At 69.9% G+C, this 19347-nt stretch carries 20 protein-coding genes and 1 tRNA gene; 12 read left to right on the top strand and 9 right to left on the bottom strand.

The features are described 5' to 3' along the window. Positions 1 to 63 precede the first annotated feature (63 nt). From ITP53_RS24485 to ITP53_RS24460, 6 genes are all read left to right on the top strand, one after another. Positions 64 to 576 carry a glycine cleavage system protein R gene (locus ITP53_RS24485; RefSeq protein ID WP_195897782.1) on the top strand — a complete coding sequence of 171 codons (513 nt, stop codon included), beginning with the start codon at positions 64 to 66 and terminating at the stop codon, positions 574 to 576. After that, entirely contained in the window at positions 573 to 1097 is a 525-nt protein-coding gene (locus ITP53_RS24480) for a peptide deformylase (protein WP_195897781.1), read from the top strand. The genes ITP53_RS24485 and ITP53_RS24480 overlap by 4 nt, the downstream gene beginning before the upstream one ends. A gap of 49 nt (positions 1098 to 1146) precedes the next feature. Beyond that, positions 1147 to 1219, top strand: a tRNA-Leu gene (locus tag ITP53_RS24475). A gap of 172 nt (positions 1220 to 1391) precedes the next feature. After that, complete coding sequence (locus ITP53_RS24470; protein ID WP_195897780.1) at positions 1392 to 2183, top strand: Bax inhibitor-1/YccA family protein; 792 nt, start codon at positions 1392 to 1394, stop codon at positions 2181 to 2183. 169 nt (positions 2184 to 2352) lie between these two features. Beyond that, positions 2353 to 2586, top strand: coding sequence for a DUF4287 domain-containing protein (locus ITP53_RS24465; RefSeq protein ID WP_195897779.1), 234 nt, complete (start codon positions 2353 to 2355; stop codon positions 2584 to 2586). A 52-nt stretch (positions 2587 to 2638) separates the two neighbouring features. Continuing rightward, a complete protein-coding gene (locus ITP53_RS24460; protein ID WP_195897778.1) occupies positions 2639 to 3046 on the top strand; it encodes a PPOX class F420-dependent oxidoreductase in 408 nt (135 codons plus the stop codon). A gap of 224 nt (positions 3047 to 3270) precedes the next feature. Here the strand turns inward: ITP53_RS24460 and ITP53_RS24455 are convergent, their stop codons facing one another. The 3 genes from ITP53_RS24455 to ITP53_RS24445 form a co-directional block, all read right to left on the bottom strand. Next, positions 3271 to 4488 (bottom strand): acetyl-CoA C-acetyltransferase, encoded by a 1218-nt coding sequence (locus tag ITP53_RS24455; RefSeq protein ID WP_195897777.1) that lies wholly within the window; start codon positions 4486 to 4488, stop codon positions 3271 to 3273. Between the two features lie 75 nt (positions 4489 to 4563). Further along, positions 4564 to 5907 carry an outer membrane protein assembly factor BamB family protein gene (locus tag ITP53_RS24450; protein WP_195897776.1) on the bottom strand — a complete coding sequence of 448 codons (1344 nt, stop codon included), beginning with the start codon at positions 5905 to 5907 and terminating at the stop codon, positions 4564 to 4566. A gap of 58 nt (positions 5908 to 5965) precedes the next feature. Next, on the bottom strand, positions 5966 to 6952 hold the full coding sequence (locus ITP53_RS24445) for an SGNH/GDSL hydrolase family protein (RefSeq protein ID WP_328815604.1): 987 nt from the start codon (positions 6950 to 6952) through the stop codon (positions 5966 to 5968). 128 nt (positions 6953 to 7080) lie between these two features. On the opposite strand from ITP53_RS24445, the gene ITP53_RS24440 reads away from it, so the two are divergent. Further along, entirely contained in the window at positions 7081 to 8451 is a 1371-nt protein-coding gene (locus tag ITP53_RS24440; RefSeq protein WP_195897775.1) for a cystathionine beta-synthase, read from the top strand. A gap of 52 nt (positions 8452 to 8503) precedes the next feature. On the opposite strand, the gene ITP53_RS24435 is transcribed toward ITP53_RS24440, so the two are convergent. Continuing rightward, positions 8504 to 9649: a sensor histidine kinase gene (locus ITP53_RS24435; RefSeq protein ID WP_195897774.1), complete on the bottom strand. Its 1146-nt coding sequence runs from the start codon at positions 9647 to 9649 to the stop codon at positions 8504 to 8506. Between the two features lie 136 nt (positions 9650 to 9785). Between ITP53_RS24435 and ITP53_RS24430 the strand changes: the two genes are divergently transcribed. Continuing rightward, the gene (locus ITP53_RS24430) at positions 9786 to 9980 is read left to right on the top strand and encodes a hypothetical protein (RefSeq protein WP_195897773.1); all 195 of its coding nucleotides are present in this window, start codon (positions 9786 to 9788) and stop codon (positions 9978 to 9980) included. A 122-nt stretch (positions 9981 to 10102) separates the two neighbouring features. Continuing rightward, complete coding sequence (locus ITP53_RS24425; protein ID WP_195897772.1) at positions 10103 to 11242, top strand: cystathionine gamma-synthase; 1140 nt, start codon at positions 10103 to 10105, stop codon at positions 11240 to 11242. A 97-nt stretch (positions 11243 to 11339) separates the two neighbouring features. Here the strand turns inward: ITP53_RS24425 and ITP53_RS24420 are convergent, their stop codons facing one another. Then, positions 11340 to 11774, bottom strand: coding sequence for a hypothetical protein (locus ITP53_RS24420; RefSeq protein WP_195897771.1), 435 nt, complete (start codon positions 11772 to 11774; stop codon positions 11340 to 11342). Between the two features lie 276 nt (positions 11775 to 12050). On the opposite strand from ITP53_RS24420, the gene ITP53_RS24415 reads away from it, so the two are divergent. After that, complete coding sequence (locus ITP53_RS24415; RefSeq protein ID WP_328815600.1) at positions 12051 to 12473, top strand: DUF6292 family protein; 423 nt, start codon at positions 12051 to 12053, stop codon at positions 12471 to 12473. Between the two features lie 13 nt (positions 12474 to 12486). Here the strand turns inward: ITP53_RS24415 and ITP53_RS24410 are convergent, their stop codons facing one another. The 4 genes from ITP53_RS24410 to ITP53_RS24395 all read right to left on the bottom strand — a co-directional run bounded on the left by ITP53_RS24410 (position 12487) and on the right by ITP53_RS24395 (position 17217). Beyond that, positions 12487 to 12948, bottom strand: a complete 462-nt coding sequence (locus tag ITP53_RS24410; protein ID WP_195897769.1) for a GNAT family N-acetyltransferase — start codon at positions 12946 to 12948, stop codon at positions 12487 to 12489. A gap of 89 nt (positions 12949 to 13037) precedes the next feature. Next, positions 13038 to 14993 (bottom strand): vWA domain-containing protein, encoded by a 1956-nt coding sequence (locus ITP53_RS24405; RefSeq protein WP_195897768.1) that lies wholly within the window; start codon positions 14991 to 14993, stop codon positions 13038 to 13040. A 30-nt stretch (positions 14994 to 15023) separates the two neighbouring features. After that, a complete protein-coding gene (locus ITP53_RS24400) occupies positions 15024 to 15764 on the bottom strand; it encodes a hypothetical protein (protein WP_195897767.1) in 741 nt (246 codons plus the stop codon). Positions 15765 to 15825: 61 nt separating this feature from the next. Continuing rightward, on the bottom strand, positions 15826 to 17217 hold the full coding sequence (locus ITP53_RS24395) for a sigma 54-interacting transcriptional regulator (protein WP_195897766.1): 1392 nt from the start codon (positions 17215 to 17217) through the stop codon (positions 15826 to 15828). Positions 17218 to 17389: 172 nt separating this feature from the next. On the opposite strand from ITP53_RS24395, the gene ITP53_RS24390 reads away from it, so the two are divergent. Continuing rightward, entirely contained in the window at positions 17390 to 18565 is a 1176-nt protein-coding gene (locus ITP53_RS24390) for an FIST signal transduction protein (protein WP_195897803.1), read from the top strand. A gap of 155 nt (positions 18566 to 18720) precedes the next feature. Then, positions 18721 to 19347, top strand: a 627-nt coding sequence (locus ITP53_RS24385; protein ID WP_195897765.1) for an ROK family protein, incomplete at its 3' end; no start/stop codon positions are given.

The following is a 19347-nucleotide window of genomic DNA, read 5'->3' as shown; positions in this document are numbered from 1 at the left end:
GCCCCGGAGATCATGTCCGGGGCGTTTCGGCGCCCCTGGTCGCAAGCGGAAGGGGTACCACGGGTGGGGCTCTCAGCGGTGACCGTGCTCGGCGTCGACCGGCCCGGCGTGATCGCCGCCGTCACCGGTTCGCTCGCCGACTGCGGAGCGAACATCCAGGACTCGACCATGACACTGCTCGGCGGCCACGTGGCGATGATGCTGCTGGTCTCGGGCGAGCTGGACCCGGCCGAGCTGATGAAGCGGCTGCGCGCCCCCGACCTCGTGGTGACGGCCGCGGCCATCGAGGCCCGCCGCCACTTCTGCGAGGACGGGACCGGCCTCGGATACGTGCTCACCGTGCACGGCCCGGACCGGACAGGGATCGTCCGCGCGATCAGCGAGGTGCTCGCCGCGGACGGCGGCAACATCACCGGCATGAGCACCCGGCTCACCGGGCGGCTCTACGTGCTCATCGCGGACGTCGAGCTGCCGAAGGAGGTGGACGTGGCGGCGCTCATGCGCAGGCTGGCGGCCGTCGGCGCCGGCCTGGAGTCGGAGATAACCTTCAGGCCCGTCGAACCGGACCTGCTGTGAGCCGGCCCAGAGGGACCCCGCGCGAGGTGCTGGGGGCGCCGCACCCCATCCTCTCCGCGACGGCGGAACCGGTGGACCCGACGGCCCCCGAGGTGGTGACCGCCGCCGCCGACCTCCTGGCCACCCTGCGCCGCGAACCGGGTACGACCGGGCTGGCCGCCCCCCAGATCGGCCTGAGTTGGCGCCTGATCGCCTTCGACGCCGGACTCCACCCCAGGAGTCGTTCGTGGGCCGGAGAGCTCGTGGTGGTCAATCCACGCCTCGCCAGGGCCTCCTACTGGAACCACGGGCGCGAGGGGTGCGCCTCCGTCGCGGGGCTCCTGGCGGACGTACGGCGTGCGAGCCGCATCACCCTACATGGGCATTTGCCAGGTACGGGCGAGGCGGTCACCATCGAAGCGGACGCCTTCGAAGCCCGCTGCATTCAACACCAACTGGACCATCTGGACGGTCTACTCTTCTTGGACAGAGTGTCTGGAGCACTATCACTTCACCGCAGACTTCACAGTTGTGACGCCTGATGCGAAGTTGTGCTCCTCGGAAGCATGGTCCGTTTCGTATGATTGCGGCGCCCCCGTAGCCCAATGGCAGAGGCAAACCCCTTAAAAGGGTTGACGTGCGGGTTCGAATCCCGCCGGGGGCACCTGCTTCTACCATTGGAAATACCCAGTTTCTCGGTCCGGGATGACCTTGGGAACTCGCGGGCGCGTCCGTTCGTTGTCAACGCTGCCGAAGTCCCGAATGAACATCGATCCGAGCGCGAGTTGACCAAGGTGCCGCCAGGCCCCGTAGGCTCGGCGTCACAGGAGGCAGCGATGGAGAGCAAGAACCCCGTATTCACGAGGTCACGGCGGCAGACAGGGGGATGGGCAGGACCCACCCCGTCGCCGGACCAACTGCAGAACATGTACGACTCCCCGTCGTACGCACCCCCGACCCGACCCGCGTCCCGGACCATGACGCTCGACGATGTCGTGGTGCGAGGCTTCCTCACCCTCGGCGCGCTCGTCGTCGCCGCGGCCGCGGCGTGGATCCTCCAGGTCCCGCCGATGGTCGCCATCGGGGCGGCCATCGTCGCCCTGATCCTGGGCCTGATCGCCTCGTTCACGATGAGCACCAACCCGGCGCTCATCCTGGGCTACGCCATCTTCGAGGGGGTCTTCCTCGGCACGATCAGCCGCCTCTTCGAGGGGATGATCAGCGGCATCGTCCTACAGGCGGTGCTGGGCACGGCGTTCGCGTTCGGAGCCGTGCTGACCGTCTACTCCCTGCGGATCATCCGCGTCACACCCAAGCTCGTGAAGTTCGGCATGGCGGCCGCGATCGCGGCGCTGGGCCTGCTGCTCGTCAACTTCATCGTCGGCTTCTTCAACGCCGGCGGCCTCGGCCTGCGCACCGACAGCCCGATGGGCTGGATCTTCAGCATCGCGATGATCCTGATCGGCTGCTTCTTCCTGCTGCTCGACTTCGACTCGATCGAGCAGGGCGTCAAGCAGGGCGCACCGGAGAAGTTCGCCTGGCAGTGCGCGTTCGGCCTGACGCTGAGCCTGGTGTGGATCTACCTCGAGGTGCTCCGGTTCATCAGCTATTTCAGTAGCAGTGACTGATCGGTAACACGCGCGTCACCAGAGAGGGCCCCGGCCGTAACGGCGGGGCCCTCTCTTTGCGCAACCGAAAATCTACGTGCCGTAACAAAATGATGCCTGGGTTGGGCCTTGCCATTCTCACGACGGTGTTGCACTGTCAAGCAAAGGACCTTAATCCGCGGAGGTGCCCATGTCCTTGAACCACTCACCGGAGACGCAGACGAAGCTCATCGCAAGGGTCCCCACGATAACGGGACGCCAACTCCCCGAGTGGTTCCAAGCCATCGACAACGGCCCGGCTTTCCTGAGGTGTGACGAGCGGGCCAACTGGCTTGCCGACGAGCACGGGCTGACCCACGGCTACGCCGCCGCGATCGTGCACGAACACGAGCGGCACCGCCGTAACCGCATGGGCTTCATCTAAGCCCTACGCCCTCGCGCCCGTGCCTTGAGCGCGGGCGCGTCATCATGGGTGAATGGATCTCGACAGGGCACTCGACTTCTTCTCCACCCATCACCACGCCGTCCTCCTCACCAGGCACCCCGACGGACGCGCGCAGATGTCCCCGGTGCTGGCGGGCGTGGCGGACGGCCACATCGTCATCAGCACCCGGGAAACGGCCGTAAAGGTACACAATGCCCGCCGCGACCCGCAGGTGTCGGTGTGCGCCTTCACGGACGCCTTCTTCGGCGACTGGATCCAGGTGGACGGAACGGCCGAGATCATCTCCCTGCCGGACGCCATGGACCACCTGATCGCCTACTACCGCGACATCTCCGGCGAACACCCCAACTGGCCCGACTACCGCGCCGCCATGACCCGCGACCACCGCGTCATTCTCCGCATCCGCCCCCATCACGCGGGCCCGGACCACCACGGCTGAGGCCCGGCACGTGGCCACGGAGACGGCCCGCATCGCGCCGATCCCAGGAACCACGGCGGCAGGCGCGTGGCCACGGAGCCGGGTAACCGGTGGCTCGCGTGACGGCGAGCCACCGGCATCCGGTCAGCGGCCGTTTCCCTGGAGGCCCTCAGCCACGTGCGGCGGGTGGCCGACCACGGCCCGCGTAAAAGATGAAAATGAGCAACCCGGGCACGACGGAAAGGTCAGATCAGGCGCTCGAGGATCATCGCCATGCCCTGGCCGCCGCCGACGCACATCGTTTCGAGGCCGATGCTCTTGTCGTGGTGCTGGAGGCTGTTGATCAGGGTGGAGGTGATGCGCGCCCCCGTCATCCCGAACGGGTGCCCGACGGCGATCGCCCCGCCGTTCACGTTCAGCCGGTCGAGGTCGATCCCGAGCTCCCGGTACGACGGGATCACCTGAGCCGCGAACGCCTCGTTGATCTCCACCAGGTCGATGTCCTCGATGGCCATCCCGGCCCGCGCGAGCGCCTGGTTCGTCGCCTCCACCGGCCCCAGCCCCATGATCTCCGGCGACAGTCCGCTCACCCCGGTCGACACGATCCTGGCCAGCGGCGTGATCCCGAGCTCGGCCGCCTTGACGTCGCTCATCACGATCACGGCGGCGGCCCCGTCGTTCAGCGGGCAGCAGTTGCCCGCCGTGACGGTCCCGTCCGGCCGGAAGACCGGGGCGAGCGTGGACACCTTCTCGTACGACGTCCCCGGCCGCGGCCCGTCGTCCTTGCCGACCACGGTCCCGTCGGGCATGGTCGCCGGCGTGATGTCCTTGGCCCAGAACCCGTCGGCCAGCGCCTTCTCGGCGAGGTTCTGCGAGCGCACCCCGAACTCGTCCTGCTCCTGACGGGTGATCCCCTTCAGCTGGGCGAGGTTCTCCGCGGTCTGTCCCATGGCGATGTAGACGTCCGGAACGTCGCCGTCCGCGCGCGGGTCGTGCCAGGTCTGCCCGCCCTCGGCGAACTTCTTGGTCCGCGCCAGCGCGTCGAGGAAGACCGGGTTGTGGGTGTCGGGCAGCGAGTCGGAGTTGCCCTTGGTGAAGCGCGAGACGGTCTCCACGCCCGCGGAGAGGAACACGTCGCCCTCGCCCGCCTTGATGGCGTGGAAGGCCATCCTGGTGGTCTGCAGCGACGAGGAGCAGTAGCGGGTGACCGTGGTGCCGGGCACGTCGTCGAGCCCCAGCCGCACCGCCACCACGCGGGCCATGTTGAACCCCTGCTCGCCGCCCGGCAGCCCGCAGCCGAGCATGATGTCCTCGATCGCGTGCGGGTCGAGCTGCGGCACCTTGGCCAGCGCCGCCTGGATCATCTGCACGGTCAGGTCGTCGGGACGGATCTCCTTGAGCGACCCCTTGAAAGCTCGTCCGATGGGGGAACGCGCGGTTGCGACGATGACTGCCTCGGGCATGGCCTCTCCTTTGTCGGCGCTTCTAGTAGAACTATATTCCAGTCCTACTCGCAAGCCCGCGCGTGCCCCCGATCCTCAGCCGTACATTCCCGGCGCGGTGGCCGTGTGGTCGTTGACGGCGTGGATCCCGCCCTTCTCGTCGCGCCACAGCCGCCACCCGTCCTCGCTGCCGGTGAACCAGGTCGGCGGCGCGACCGCGGGGGAGACGCGCTTGCCGGTGCCGAGGTCGTACTCGCAGATGGCGGCGGTCGAGTAGAAGCCGGGGGCCTGGCCGCGCAGCGGCAGCGGCTTGGGGTCGGTGACGCAGAAGGACCAGGCGCGGGCCTCCTCCACTGGCGCGGGCTCGCCGGAGACGAGGTCGAACGCCGTGCCCTTGCTGTTGTGCTTGAGGAAGCCCATGTGGTTCATCCGGTCGGGGAAGGCCAGCCACCAGCCGGAGCCCGGCACGTCGGCGGCCGTGATCTGGCCGACCACCCTGCCGGTGCCTGAGTCGAGCCGGGCGAAGCCGCCGTATGCGCCCTGGCGGTCTACGGGGCGTACGACCGGGGCGTAGCCGGGGTTGCCGCTGGGATAGACGCGTACGACCGAGGGCCGCATCCAGTTGATCGAGCCGTCGTTGATCTTGATGGAGAAGAGCCCGAACGTGGAGACCTTCTTGGTCTGCGGGTTCGTGTAGGGGGCGACGTAGCCGACCAGGTTGTCGCCCGTAGAGCCGAACGCCCACCCGCCCGACAGGTCGATGCCAGGGCCGAGCGCCTGCTCGATCGGCTGCTGCCACTGGAGCTTGCCGGTCTTGACGTCGTACGACTCGATCATGGGGTTGGCGGACAGCCTGAGCAGCAGCACCCGGTTCTGGTCCGACCACTCGACCTCGGAGATCCCCGGCAGCTTCCACAGGATCCTGCCGGTGTTCGGATCGAGCACCACCATGCGGGCCTTGGCCAGGGCGGTGTGCTCGGACACGCAGATGTACGGCCCGCAGCGCTGCGGGCCGAACGTCGAGTGCACCGGCCTGGCCCACTTCCGCGCCCCCGAGCGGGCGTCGCGGGCGATGAGGGTGGCGTTCCAGCGGCCCTGCCTGGCCGGGTCGAGCGCGACCACCACGGCCTGGCCCTTGGCGGTCTCCACGATCGCGGGCGCGGCGACGCCCATGCCGGGCAGGCGGCCCGCCATCGTGGCCGGGTGGGCCCACAGCCGCCTGCCGTCGCGCAGGTCGATGGCGACGGTCTCCAGGGTCCCGCCGGGCTTCATGGCGGTGGTGGCGACGATCCCGCCGGTCACGGCCATGCGGCTGACCGCGTTGACTTGGGTGTTGTGCCAGGTCGGGAACGCCGAGGTGGCAGCGTCGCTGCCGGAGCAGCCGGCCACGGCGAGAGTGCCGGCGAGGGCCAGGGACGGTTTCCAGTGGGGCCGGAGCACGAGCAATCCACTCCAAAGGGACGAGGAGTAGCGACTCGGACGCGGAGGGTGACCGTGGTCAGGCGTCGTTCAGCGTCTCGCCGAGCCGCCGGCGGAACAACGTCGCCCACTTCCCGTGCAAGCCCGTCGCCCGCCCGTCGACCCGGGTCGGGGTGACCTCGGTGCCGGGCTCCTCCGCGGCCGTGGCCGCCGCGAGGTAAATCGGTTGCGGTGCTTCGCCGCGTGCGGGCCGCGGCTCAGGCCACAGCCCCAACGCAGCGCACACCGACGGTAGCACCGCGTAAGCGGCCTGCGCGTAACCTCGGTCAGATGGATGGAAACCATCCGGTCCGAACATCTCTGCCGGATTTGTAGCGAATTCCGGCCCCAGGACGTCCGCGAACGACACCGTCCGGCCGCCCGCGTCCACCACCGCCACCGTCTGCGCCGCCGCGAGCTGGCGGCTCCAGCGCCGCGTCACCCAGCGCAGCGGCTGCGCGATCGGGAGTACGGTGCCGAGGTCGGGGCAGGTGCCCACGACCACCTCGGCCTCCGCCGCGCGCAACCGCCGCACGGCCTTGGCCAGATGCCGTACGGCGACCGCGGGAAGCGTCTGCGTGATGATGTCGTTCGCCCCCACGAAGATCACCGCCAGGTCCGGCTCCATGGCCAGGGCCAGGTCCACCTGGTCCGCCAGCGCGGCCGACGGCGCGCCCGACACGCCGGCGACCAGCAGGCGCACAGGGCGTTCCGCGACGGCCGCCAGGCCGTTCGCGAGCAACACGCCCGGGGTGTGGCTGCGGTCGGTCGTGCCGAGGCCGACCGAGGTGGAGTCGCCCAGCATGGCCATCCTGAGCGGCTCGCCGGAGAAACCGCCCCCGTACGTGCCGTCGGAGGGCGGGCCGTCCAGCCCGTGCGGGCGTCCGATGGCCTTGCGGGCGAGCAGCCCCTCTGCGATCAGCAGCCCGTACGCCGTCGCGCCGAGAGCCGTCAGCCCGCCACCGCCGAGAGCCGCCGCGGTGGCGATCCTGCGAGCCGCGCGCGCCATGCCAGGTGCCCAGGCCACGTACGTCCCTCCCTGGTCGAACTCGGCGGTAGCGTTTTGCTGGAAAACTAGCCGAGGGCCTGCCGCCCCCACTGGATCTCGGCCACAGGCAAGCTGATGAAGCTTCGGCAAAGAAGGTGAACACCTCGGTGCGCGTATACGATTCCCTGGTCGAGCTGATGGGGAACACCCCGCTCGTCCGGCTGCACAAAGTCAATACGGGGGTGCCCGCCCAGGTTCTCGCCAAGGTCGAGTACTTCAACCCGGGCGGATCGGTCAAGGACCGCATCGCGGTTCGCATGATCGAGGCCGCGGAGAAGTCCGGCGAGTTGCGGCCTGGCGGCGTCATCGTGGAGCCGACGTCCGGCAACACCGGGGTCGGCCTGGCCATCGTGGCCCAGCGCAAGGGTTACCGGTGCATGTTCGTGGTGCCGGACAAGGTGGCCCAGGACAAGATCGCGGTGCTCCGCGCGTACGGGGCGGAGGTCGTCGTCTGCCCGAGCGCCGTCTCGCCCGACCACCCCGACTCCTACTACTCGGTCTCCGACCGGCTGGCCCGCGAGGTGCCGAACGCCTGGAAGCCCGACCAGTACTCCAACGTCAACAATCCCGACTCCCACTACCACTCGACCGGTCCCGAGGTGTGGGAGCAGACCGGGGGCGAGGTCACGCACTTCGTGGCGGGCATCGGCACCGGAGGCACGATCAGCGGCGCCGGGCGCTTCCTGAAGGAGGTCTCCGGCGGGCGGGTGAAGATCATCGGCGCCGACCCCGAGGGCTCGGTCTACTCCGGCGGCTCCGGCCGTCCTTACCTGGTGGAGGGGGTCGGCGAGGACATCTGGCCGGCCACGTACGACACGCAGATCTGCGACGAGATCATCGCGGTGTCCGACAAGGAGTCGTTCACCATGACGCGCAGGCTCGCCCGCGAGGAGGGGCTCCTGGTCGGCGGCTCGTGCGGGATGGCCGTCGTGGCGGCGCTGCGGGTGGCGGCGAGGAGCGGGCCCGACGACGTGATCGTCGTGCTGCTGCCCGACGGCGGGCGCGGCTACCTGTCGAAGATCTTCAACGACGACTGGATGGCCGACTACGGCTTCCTGACCACCTCGTCCGAGGAGGGCCTGGTCGCCGACGTGCTGGCGCGCAAGGGGCCCGGGCTGCCGGAGTTCGTGCACGCGCATCCGCACGAGTCCGTCGGCACGGCCATCGCGATCATGCGCGAATACTCGGTGTCCCAGCTCCCCGTGATGAAGGAGGAGCCGCCGGTCATGGCGGCCGAGGTGGTCGGCTCGATCGTGGAACGCGACCTGCTGGAGGCGCTCTACCACGGCCGGCTCTCCTCCGACGACACGATCGCCGACCATATGTCGGCACCGCTACCCACGATCGGTGGCGGCGAACCGGTGGCGCAGGCGGTCGAGGCGCTGGAGAAGGCCGACGCGGCGGTGGTGCTGGAAGAGGGCAAGCCGGTGGGTTTGATCACCCGCCAGGACCTGCTCGCCTTCCTGGCCAACCGCTGAGGAGCCGCCTGACCGGTGTCGGGGCTGGTTAGACCATGCCCCGACGCCGGGGTCAGGGGAGCGGGAACTCGGCGACCACTTCCCAGGCGCCCTCGGGGGAGGGGCCCGCGTACAGTCTGCCGCCCAGGGCCTCCACGCGTTCGGCCATTCCGACCAGGCCGAACCCGCCGCCGAGTCGGGACACCCGCGGGTCCGGCGACGCCCCGAAGTTGCGCACCCGCAGCACGACCGCCTGTTCGTGGCGGCGCAGACGGGCCTCCACCCAGGCGGTCCGCGACGCGTGCTTGCGTACGTTGGTCAGCGCCTCCTGGAGCACCCGGTGCAGGGTGGTCATGACTTCCGGAGCGAGCGTACGGTCGTCCAGGCCGGGCCCGATCTCGAACGCCACCTTCGGCCCCTCCTCCGAGAACCGTTCGGTCATCATGCGCAGATCCGCCAGCGCGGTGCCGGGTTTGCGGTCCGCGCCGTCCTCGGTACGCAACACGGTGACCATGCGCCGCATCGAGGTCAGCGCCTCGGACCCGGCCGCGGCGATCGCGTCCAGCGCGGGCGACACCGCCTCCGGCTTGCTCGCGGCGACCGTGCGCGCGGCCTGGGCCTGGACCACGATGCCGGTGATGTGGTGGGCGACCAGGTCGTGCAGCTCCCTGGCCAGCTCCAGGCGTTCGGCCCGGCGTACGGAATGGACCGCCTCCACGCGGCGCTCCTGCTGGAAGCGGAGGTAACCGCCGCTGCCGGCGGCCATCGACCACCCGGCGAACAGCAGGAACGAGAACGCCAGCCCCGAGCCGCCGTTGTAGTCGCGCCAGACGGCCTCGGCCATCAGGACGCCCAGCCCCACGCACGCGAGGACCGCCGCCCGCCGTACCGGCTCCACGTGCCGCAGCACGCCGATCAGCAGGATGAGCAGCGAACCGGTCTCCGCCATGCCGGGGGTCCCCGCGACCTGGGCGCCTCCGATGACCACGGACGTGCAGAACGACGCGGCCAGCGCGATGGTGAACCCCTCCAGCCGGTGCCTGCGCCGCAGCACCACGGCCGCGATGCCGCCCACGCCACAGAGGAGCGTGAGCCACTGGAGACCGCCGACGGCGAAGGCGAGCAGGAGGTCGACCATCAGCAGCATGCCCAGCCAGCCGACCATCGCGATCTCGCTCAGCCGGCGGACCCAGTACACGACGCTCTTGGAATCCCCCACGGCCCCGAGCCTAGGCCGGAAGTCGGACAAGACGTATCGACCGTTCGGCCGAGTGGGCTCTCGGGAGACCAGCCCTTCAGCGGAGGCGGCGGCCAGGGGCGTCGCCGATGCTGGAGAGGTCGGAAGGGGACAGGAAATGGTTGCCATCGGGTTCGCGCTGCTGGGTGCAGGGGTGGTCGTCGCAGTGCTGCTGGCGCTCGCCGACCCCGTGCTGCTCTCCCGGATCAATGGGGAGTCCGCGGAGGGCGGTCGCGGCCGGTTCATCAAGGCGGATGTCGTACGGCTCACGCCCCGATCGGGCGAGGACCGTCACGAGCCCAAGGCGGCCTGACCGGTCCGGCTCGCGCGGATATGGGCGCGAGCCCGTCAGGGCGCTGTTGGGGACGGCGCCCGCGGGCGGCCCGCGATCCGGAGGGGACGGATCGCGGGCCGTCTTCCGTTAACGTGGCCTTTATGAGCAACGGTTTTGAGACCCTGGCCATTCACGCAGGTCAGGAGCCCGACGCGGTGACCGGCGCGGTCGTGCCGCCGATCTACGCCACGTCCACGTACAAGCAGGACGGCGTGGGCGGCCTGCGTTCCGGATATGAGTACAGCCGCTCGGCCAATCCCACCAGGACCGCGCTCGAAGAGGCGCTGGCGGCCGTCGAGGGCGGCGCGCGCGGCCTCGCGTTCGCCTCGGGGCTGGCGGCCGAGGACACCCTGCTGCGTACGGTGTGCAGGCCGCAGGACCACGTGATCATCCCCAACGACGCCTACGGCGGGACGTACCGCCTGTTCGCCAAGGTGCACGAGCGGTGGGGCCTGCACTACGACCCCGTGCCGCTGCACGACCTCGACGCCGTCGCCGGGGCGATGACGCAGAAGACCAAGGTGGTCTGGGTCGAGACGCCGACCAACCCGTTGCTCGGCATCGCCGACATCGCCGCGCTGGCCCGGCTGGCCCACGACAACGAGTCGCTGCTGGTGGTGGACAACACGTTCGCGTCGCCGTACCTGCAGCAGCCGCTCGCGCTCGGGGCGGACGTCGTCGTGCATTCCACCACGAAATATGTGGGCGGGCACTCCGACGTCGTCGGCGGGGCGCTGGTCGCGGCCGACAGCGGGCTCGGGGAGGAGTTGGCCTACCACCAGAACGCGATGGGTGCGGTGGCCGGGCCGTTCGACGCGTGGCTGACGCTGCGCGGGCTGAAGACCCTCGGCGTACGCATGGACCGCCACTGCGACAACGCCGAACGCGTCGTCGACCTGCTGCTCGCGCATTCGCGCGTGACCGAGGTGCTCTATCCGGGGCTGCCCGGGCACGCGGGGCACGAGGTGGCGGCCAAGCAGATGAGGCGGTTCGGCGGCATGGTGTCGTTCCGCGTCGCCGGTGGCGAGGCGGAGGCGGTGGCGGTCTGCGACCGGGCCAAGCTGTTCACGCTGGGGGAGTCGCTCGGCGGGGTCGAGTCGCTGATCGAGCACCCGGGCAGGATGACGCACGCCTCGGCGGCCGGATCGCCGCTCGAGGTGCCCGCGGATCTGGTGCGGCTGTCGGTCGGCATCGAGACCATCGACGACCTGCTCGCCGACCTCATCCAGGCCCTGGGCTGAACGGCCCCCGAGAGCCGCTATGACGGTCTCCCGAGCCCCGCTCTCAGGGCCCCCGCCTGGACGGGCGGCCCCGAGCCCGCTCGGGACCTACCGGGGCTCAGCCGGTCGGGACCACCATCAGGAAGAGGATCACCAGCCAGATCACCGAGAGCAGGCCGCTGATCGCGGCGATCCGGCCGTTCTGGACCTTCGCGTCGTCGTCCGTGCCCTCGCTGGAGAGCGCCCGGACGGCGGTGCGCAGGTCACGGTCGATGATGACGAGCAGTACGGCGGCCACGATGAACAGCGTCATCGAGGCCGTCATGTACCACTTGCCGAGCAGCCCGCCGCCGAGGACGATGCCGAGGATCAGCCCGAACACGAACACGCCCAGGCTGGCGAGGCTGTAAACCCTCGTCATGCGCTGGATGTTCTGCAGCACGGGCACGTTCTTGTTGCGGATGACCCGGGGCGCGGCCATCGTCGCGGCGGTCACCGGGCCGATGGTGAAGATCGCGAAGCCGATGTGCAGCCAGAGAAGCAGGGACGACATGCCGCCGAGACTAGTCCCCAGTGATCTCGCTCGGGGAGTCGACACTCTCTTTGCTCGCCGCAGAGCAACGCATGATCAGCTCAGTGGCCGCGATCGCGACGACCATCAGCACAATGAGGAGAATTGTGGCAATCATCAGGCACCCCCTCTTCCCCGTGCCAGCCGTAAATATCGTCCGTAATGACTAGACGCCTGGGCAACGGAATAAGTTCAGCGCGGGTATGGTTGGTCACCGCCGCTTTTTCCTTACCGTCTGGACATAAGGGGGTGCCGTCCGTGGCCATCAGGCACGTCGAGCCGTACACCGACGAGTGGCTGCAGCAGCCGATCGGCTATCTGCAGCAGGTCGTCGACCTGCTCGGAGCCGAGGTGACGGACTGGTGGGAAGGCCCGTGCGATCCGCGTGACGCCACGCTCAGGCTGGCCGACGGGAGCGCGCTGGTGTGGGACGAGGAGAGCGGCTGGCGTCTCGGCACGTTCGTCTCCGGGGGGCGCGGCCGGCACACCGAGTTGGCCGGGGTCCGCTACCTGGGGCACGGCCTGCTGCCCAAGCCGGAGCGGGTGCTGCCGGCCCTGCGTGACGCGCGGGCAGGAGTGGGGGCCAGCTCCGCCTGGCGGCCCTGCTACCGCTCCCACCGCAACTGCCGCGACGGGTTCGACGTCGCGCTCGACTTCTACGCCCACCTCGTCGACGCCTGAGCCCCTGAGCTGATCACGTCGGCTCGGTGAGGACGAGCATGATGTGCCGGTCCTCGCCGTGCTCGATCTCCCCCGTGCGCTGGAAGCCGTGTCTCTCCAGGAGCCTGACGGAGCCGGTGTTGCCCTCGAAGGGGTCGGCGTAGAGAGGGCGGGTCTTCTCCTGCTGGAGGAAGAGCCCGAGCGCCCGGGTGCCTATGCCGTGGCCCCAGAACTCCCTGCCGAACCAGTAGCCGATGAAACGCCGGTCGCCCTCCCACCAGGCCACGATGTTTCCGGCCAGGTCTGCGTCCACCGTGACCGCCTGCACGTGGACGGTGGGATCGCCGAGGACCCGCGTGGTCCAGTGCCGCAGGAACGCCTCCCGCTCCCTCGGCTGGAACCTCGACCTCCGGACCGCCTCAGGATCATGCTCCTGCTCCAGGAACACCTCCAGATCGTCCACGACGACATCCCGCAACCGCACGTCCAGATCCATGACAAACGAGTCTGCCATCCACCACCGACAATCCACCGCCCCCAATACGTCCGCGGTCAGCGGGCAGGGCCTGCTGGGGCGGCGGGGTGTCAGCGGGCGCGGCGGAGGCGGAGGAAGTCGCTGACGACGTACTCGCCGAGTCGTTCGGCGCTCGGGGAGAAGACGCGGCCGCCGTTGCGGCGGGCCACCTCGTCCACGAACTCCTTCAGCCGGTCGTCGGCCGCCAGCATGAAGACGTTGATGGTGGCCCGCCGCCGGGTCATCTTGTCCACTTCCGACAGCGTGAGCTCCAGCGTCTCGTGCGACGGCGGCCACTCGAACGCCGACCTGCCGTTGCGCAGGAGGTGAGCGGTGGGCTCACCGTCCGTGACCACCAGCACCACCGGCTCGAAGTCGGGGTGGCGGTCGAGGTGGCGGCCGGCGATCAGGAGCGCGTGGTGCAGGTTGGTGCCCTGGACCATGTCCCAGTCGAGGCCGGCCAGCTCGTCCGGCTGCAGCACCCTGGCGTAGTTGGAGAAGCCGATGATCTGTACGGCGTCCTGCGGGAACTTGGAGGCCACCAGCGCCTGCAGGGCCAGCGCCGTCTGCTTGGCCGCCGCCCAGGTGCCGCGCAGGGCCATCGAGTACGACAGGTCGACCAGGAGGCAGACGGCCGCCGCGCTGCGCCGCTCGGTCTCGGCCACCTCGAAGTCGTCGACCGAGAGGCGTACGGCCGTGTTCCCCGGCGTGACGCCGCCGTTGCGTACGCCGTTGACCAGGGTGCGGACCACGTCGATCGGCTGCTCGTCGCCGAAGCGCCACGGCCGGGACGAGCCCGTGAGCTCGCCGGCCGAGCCCGCGTCGTGCTGGTCATGGTCACCGCGGCGCCCCGCGTCGAGCGAGCTGAAGACCCGGCGCAGCGCCGTCTCACCGAGCCGTCGCACCGCCTTGGGCGTGAGCTCCAGCTTGCCGCGGCGGCGCAGGAGGTAGCCCTGCTCCTCCAGTTCGCGTTCGATCCGCTTGAGCGCCTCCAGGTCGTCGACTGCGGAGCGGCCGAGCGCACGGCGTACGGCTGCCTCGTCGATGTCGTCGAGGCGCGCGCCCGGGTAGTCCTGGCGCAGGGCGGTCTCCAACTGGGTGAGGTCGGCCAGCTCCTCCAGGGCCGTGACCGCGTCGCCCATGCCGAGGGGCTCCTCGCCGGTGAGGCGTTCCTGGGCGTTCCAGGCGAGGTCGGGGCGGCGGGCGTAGAGCGACTCGCCGAGGCGGCGCATCTGGTCGGACAACCCGGCCTGGTCGAGCGTCTGGCTGATGAGGCCGCCGAGCTCCTCGCGCTGGCGCGGGGTCATCGAGGCCAGCATGCGCTGGGTGGCGGCGGCGCGGCGGGCGAGGATGTCGACGAGCTCGTCGAGGTTCCGCGGCTTTTCCGGGAACAAATCGCCATATTTCGACATAAAGGCGTCGAAGTCGGCTTGGGTGTGCTCGCCTCGGGCGTCCTTGTCGAGCATGTCGTTCAGGTCCGACATCATCTGGCGGACGCGTTCCATCGCCTCGGGGTCCGGGTTGGCGAGCGCGTCCCGCAGGCCCCTGAACTGGCTGTCGAGCACCTCCCGCCGCAGCAGGTCCCGCAGCTCCTCGAACGTCTGGCGCGCCGCCGCCGACCGCCACTCGTATGTGCTCAGCTCCTGGATCGCCCCGGCCGTGTCCTCGGGCAGCGTGTCGAGCTCGGACTCCCGCAACCGCGCGTCGTCCGACGGGTCGGGGAACAGCTCGGCCCGCTCCTGCCCGATGGCCTTGTCCAGCAGCGCCCGCGCCTTTTCCAGCGTGCCGTCGAGCCGCCCGCGTTCGCGCAGGTCACGACGACGCCGCCGGACCTCTCTGAGCATGTCGTCGAGCCCCCGGCGGTCCTGCGCGCCGGGCAGGCCGCGCTTGAGCAGGTCGCGCAGCGCGTGGACCGGCGTCGAGCCCGACAGGATGGCGTCGCCCATCTCGTCGAGGGCCGCCCGCACGTCGTAGGGCGGGGCCAGGGGGTCGGGGCCGTCGTGGTACTCGCCATAGCGAAAGGCCATCACAAACCAACGCTAACCCGAGAAACCCGCCTACGCGTCCCCGAAGACCTCCCACACTTGGTCGAGTGAGCCGACTCCGGGCGTGTAGTCCACCTTGACCAGCACGGGATGCCTGGCCGCCTTGAGCGCCTTGGTGAGATCCGTCCAGGCGCACGGCTTCCTGCCGAGACCGCTCTTGGCGGCGTTCACCGGCTCGCCGGCCAGCCAGCCGTCTCCGCACCGGGCGGTGGTCCGGTGGAAGGCAGTGGTGTACGTGTAGCCCAGCTTGATCTTCTTGTCCCCGGCCGTGAACACGACCGTGGTGTCGTTGATCCGCGAGATCGTGCCGCGGGCCGGGCGCGGGTCCGGCCAGTCGTGCACCAGGATCTCGTTGACCCTGGTCGCCTTGCCTCCGCGGTATTCGATCCGCAGCGGCACGGGTCCGGCCAGCAGCTCCGTCTCCAGATGGGCGGGCTCGCAGGCAGTGCGTCCCAGGCCGCCGGCGTCCAGCGCGACGTGGCCCTCGGTCTCCTTCAGGTCGCAGGCCACCGTGACCCGCCCGTAGGACGCGCCGGTGTAGTCGAGGCGCAACTCCTTGGCCCCGGAGACGGTCTTCAGCCGGTGGAACACGTGGCCCTGCCGCGTCACGCGGGTGGCCGACCGGGGGACGACGCGCAGCCTGCCGTCACCGTCGGACCAGGCGTAGCCGTACACGTGAGTGACGGCTGCGGCGGGCACGGCGAGGCCGCTCAGGGTGAGGACGGCGGCGGTGGCACAGGCAAGCAAGCGCATGGGCGGTCTCCCCGACAGCGTGATGAGCTAACCACTATGACGCGGGAGACCGTCCGGTTGTTCACGTCCGATAAACGGTTACGCCGTCAAGGTCTTCCTTGGACAGTCGGCGCATCAGGTAAAGCCCTTCGAGCGCGAACTCCAGGGCCGCCGCCGCGTGTCCGGGCGACTCCTCGCCCGCGCCCATGCCGAGCCTCGACATGACCTTCGCCAGGCCGTTGACGGGACCGATCCGGAGCAGCAACTCCCCGGCGGGAACCAGCTCACCGGACTCCACCTGGTTGCCCTCGGCGAACTTGTCGGTGACCGGGGACAGGTCCATCCCGCCCAACCGGCTACGGAACGTCTCCGACGTCGCCCGGCGCAGCAGGTGGGCCAGGATCTCGGTCTCCCTGCCCTCCTCGCTGACCTCGAACTCCACCTTGCCCCGCAGGCTGTGGACCACGCAGGCCAGGTCGACGACGCGCGCGACGGGCTGCTCCTCGTCGGCGAGCGCCGCCCGCCGCACCGCCGAGGCGGAGGCGGTCTCGGCGGCCGCGATCGAGAAACGCGCCGACACGCCGGAACGGGCGTCGACCGCGGTCGACTCGCGGACCAGCCGGGTGAACCTGGCGATCACCTCGATCAGGTGCTCGGGGATGTCAGCCCCGATGTCCGGTACGGACTCCTGGCGGATGAGGGTGAGCTCGTCCTCGATCGTCAGCGGGTAATGCGTACGGATCTCCGCCCCGAACCGGTCCTTCAGCGGCGTGATGATCCGGCCCCTGTTGGTGTAGTCCTCGGGGTTGGCGCTGGCGATGAGCAGGATGTCGAGCGGCAGCCGCAGGTTGTAGCCCCGCACCTGGATGTCGCGCTCCTCCAGCACGTTGAGCAGCGACACCTGGATGCGCTCGGCCAGGTCGGGCAGCTCGTTGACGGAGAACACGCCCCGGTTGGTCCGCGGGACCAGGCCGTAGTGGACCGTCTCGGGGTCGCCGAGTGTGCGCCCCTCAGCGATCTTGATCGGATCGACGTCGCCGATCAGGTCGCCGACGGAGGTGTCGGGCGTGGCGAGCTTCTCGCCGTAACGCTCGTCGCGGTGCTTCCACGCGACCGGCAGCTCGTCACCCAGCTCCCGCGCCAGCGTCTGACAGCGCGTGCAGACCGGCGCGTATGGATGATCGTTGATCTCGCAGCCCTCGACGACCGGCGTCCACTCGTCGAGCAGGCCCGTGACGGTGCGGATGAGCCGGGTCTTGCCCTGACCGCGTTCGCCGAGGAGGACCAGGTCGTGCCCGGCGAGCAGGGCACGTTCCAGATGTGGCAGAACGGATTCGTCGAAGCCCACGATGCCGGGGAAGCGGGGCTCACCGGCCCTGAGCCTGACCAGGAGGTTTTCCCGGACTTCTGCTTTGACGGTGCGATGAACGTGGCCGCTCTCTCGCAACTCGCGGAGAATACGTGGCTGATGCACGGGAACGAGACTACGTCCCCCGAGAGGAATGCGGCAGAGAGTTTCGCATCTGGCGGAGATTTCGGATCTTGACCATTGCGTGGCGGTTCGTGCGCGTGCTTGTCCCTTTAGTGGGGAGAATCGGGCCTAGGGAACTTGGACATGTCGAGGGGAGGCGAGAGGCGTGGCCTTGATGACAAGCCGCTTCGCCGACGGCCTCGCCGTGGGTTCCGACCTGGTGGAGGCCGCGCAGAACGCCGTCGGTCAGGCACTGTCGAGGCTCAGCGGCCAAGCCGACCTGGTCTGCTTCTTCATTTGCGGTGACGATCCAGAAGACGTCGCGAGAGCCGGTCAGGCCGCGATGAAGCTCGCGCCCGAGGCGCACGTGATCGGATGCAGTGCCACAGGCGTCATCGGTGACGGGCAGGGGGTGGAGCTGACGTCCGCTGTGAGCGCCTGGGCGGCGACCTTGGACGGGGCTCGGCTCACCACGTTCGCGCTGGAGACGCTGGCGGCCGAGGACAGGTTCGTGGTGGTCGGGTTGCCGGAGCGGGGGCGGGACGACCATGTGGCGATTTTGCTGGCGGATCCGTACACGTTTCCGACCGACGCGTTCGTCGAGCGCTCGGTGGACGTGCTCGGCGACCTGCCGCTCATCGGCGGGCTGGCCAACGGCCTGCAGGGGCGCGGGTCCGTACGATTGTTCGCGGACGGGGAGATCTACACCGAGGGCGCGATCGGCGTGCTGCTCAGCGGCCCAGTGAAGATCAGCACCGTGGTCAGCCAGGGTTGCCGCCCGATAGGGCCAAGCATGGTGGTCACGGCGTCGGAGGACAATCTGCTGCTCGAACTGGCCGGCCAGCCCGCGCTGGCCAGGCTGGAGGACATCGTCAGCGACCTGGACGAGGACGACCGCGAGCTGGTCGCCTCCGGCCTGCAGATCGGCCTGGCCATGGACGAGTACGCCGAACGCCACGAACGCGGCGACTTCCTCATCAGGGGAGTCATCGGCATCGACCCCGAACGCGAGGCCGTGGCCATCGGCGACATCGTGGAGATCGGCCGGACCGTACGTTTCCAGGTCCGCGACGCCGCCACCGCCGACGAGGACCTGTACGACGTGCTCGACGCCCATCGCGAGGAGCTCGGCCGGGTGGACGGGGCGCTGCTGTTCTCGTGCAACGGGCGGGGCTCGGCCATGTTCGGCACCGCGGACCACGACCCGGTCGCGCTGCGTGACACGCTGGGGCCGATCGGCATGGCGGGCTTCTTCGCCGCCGGCGAGGTCGGCCCGGTCGCCGGCCACAACCACGTACACGGCTTCACCGCCTCGGTCCTCGTCTTCTCCAGCCCTCCACGCACCCCATGACCCACGACGGCAACGGGCATCGGGCGGACGGGCCCGCCTCCACGGGGTGGAGGTCATGAACACGCGAGGGGGCGCCGTCGTCTGGAGGAGCGGAGCGGGGGAAGACGGCGGCATGAGGCGGACGAGCCCGCCGCACGAAGTGCGGCCATAAGCACGTGATTCTTGCGATCGATGTCGGCGGTACCAAGATGGCCGCCGGGCTGGTCGCTCAGGACGGCACGGTGGTCCGGTCGCGGTTGGCCACGACGCCACGGGACGCGGACGCCGAGACCCTCTGGCAGACGCTCTCCGACCTCATCGAACCACTGTCCGACGGTGTCGAAGGGGTGGGTGTGGGGTGTGGCGGCCCCATGACCTGGCCGGACGGGGAGGTGTCACCGCTGAACATCCCCGGCTGGCGCGGCTTCCCCCTGCGCGCCCGGCTGGCCGCGCGCTTCCCCCGTTCAACGGTACGCCTGCACAACGACGCCATCTGCCTGGCCGTGGCCGAGCACTGGAAGGGAGCCGGGCAGGGGATCTCCGACATGCTCGGCATGGTCGTCTCCACAGGCGTGGGCGGCGGCCTCATCCTCAACGGCCGCCTGGTCAACGGGCGGACCGGCAACGCCGGGCACATCGGTCACGTGGTGGTCGAGCCGGACGGCGGTCCGCGCTGCGGCTGCGGCGGCCACGGCTGCCTGGAAGCGGTCGCCCGCGGCCCCGCCCTGACCGCCTGGGCCCTGGACCACGGCTGGCTCCCGGGCGCCGGTGTGGAGGGCGCGGGGGGTGGCGGCGTGGAGCTG

The sequence above is a fragment of the Nonomuraea cypriaca genome (assembly GCF_015645445.1).
Lineage (GTDB): Bacteria > Actinomycetota > Actinomycetes > Streptosporangiales > Streptosporangiaceae > Nonomuraea > Nonomuraea cypriaca.
This window is presented reverse-complemented; position numbering and strand designations above follow the sequence as displayed.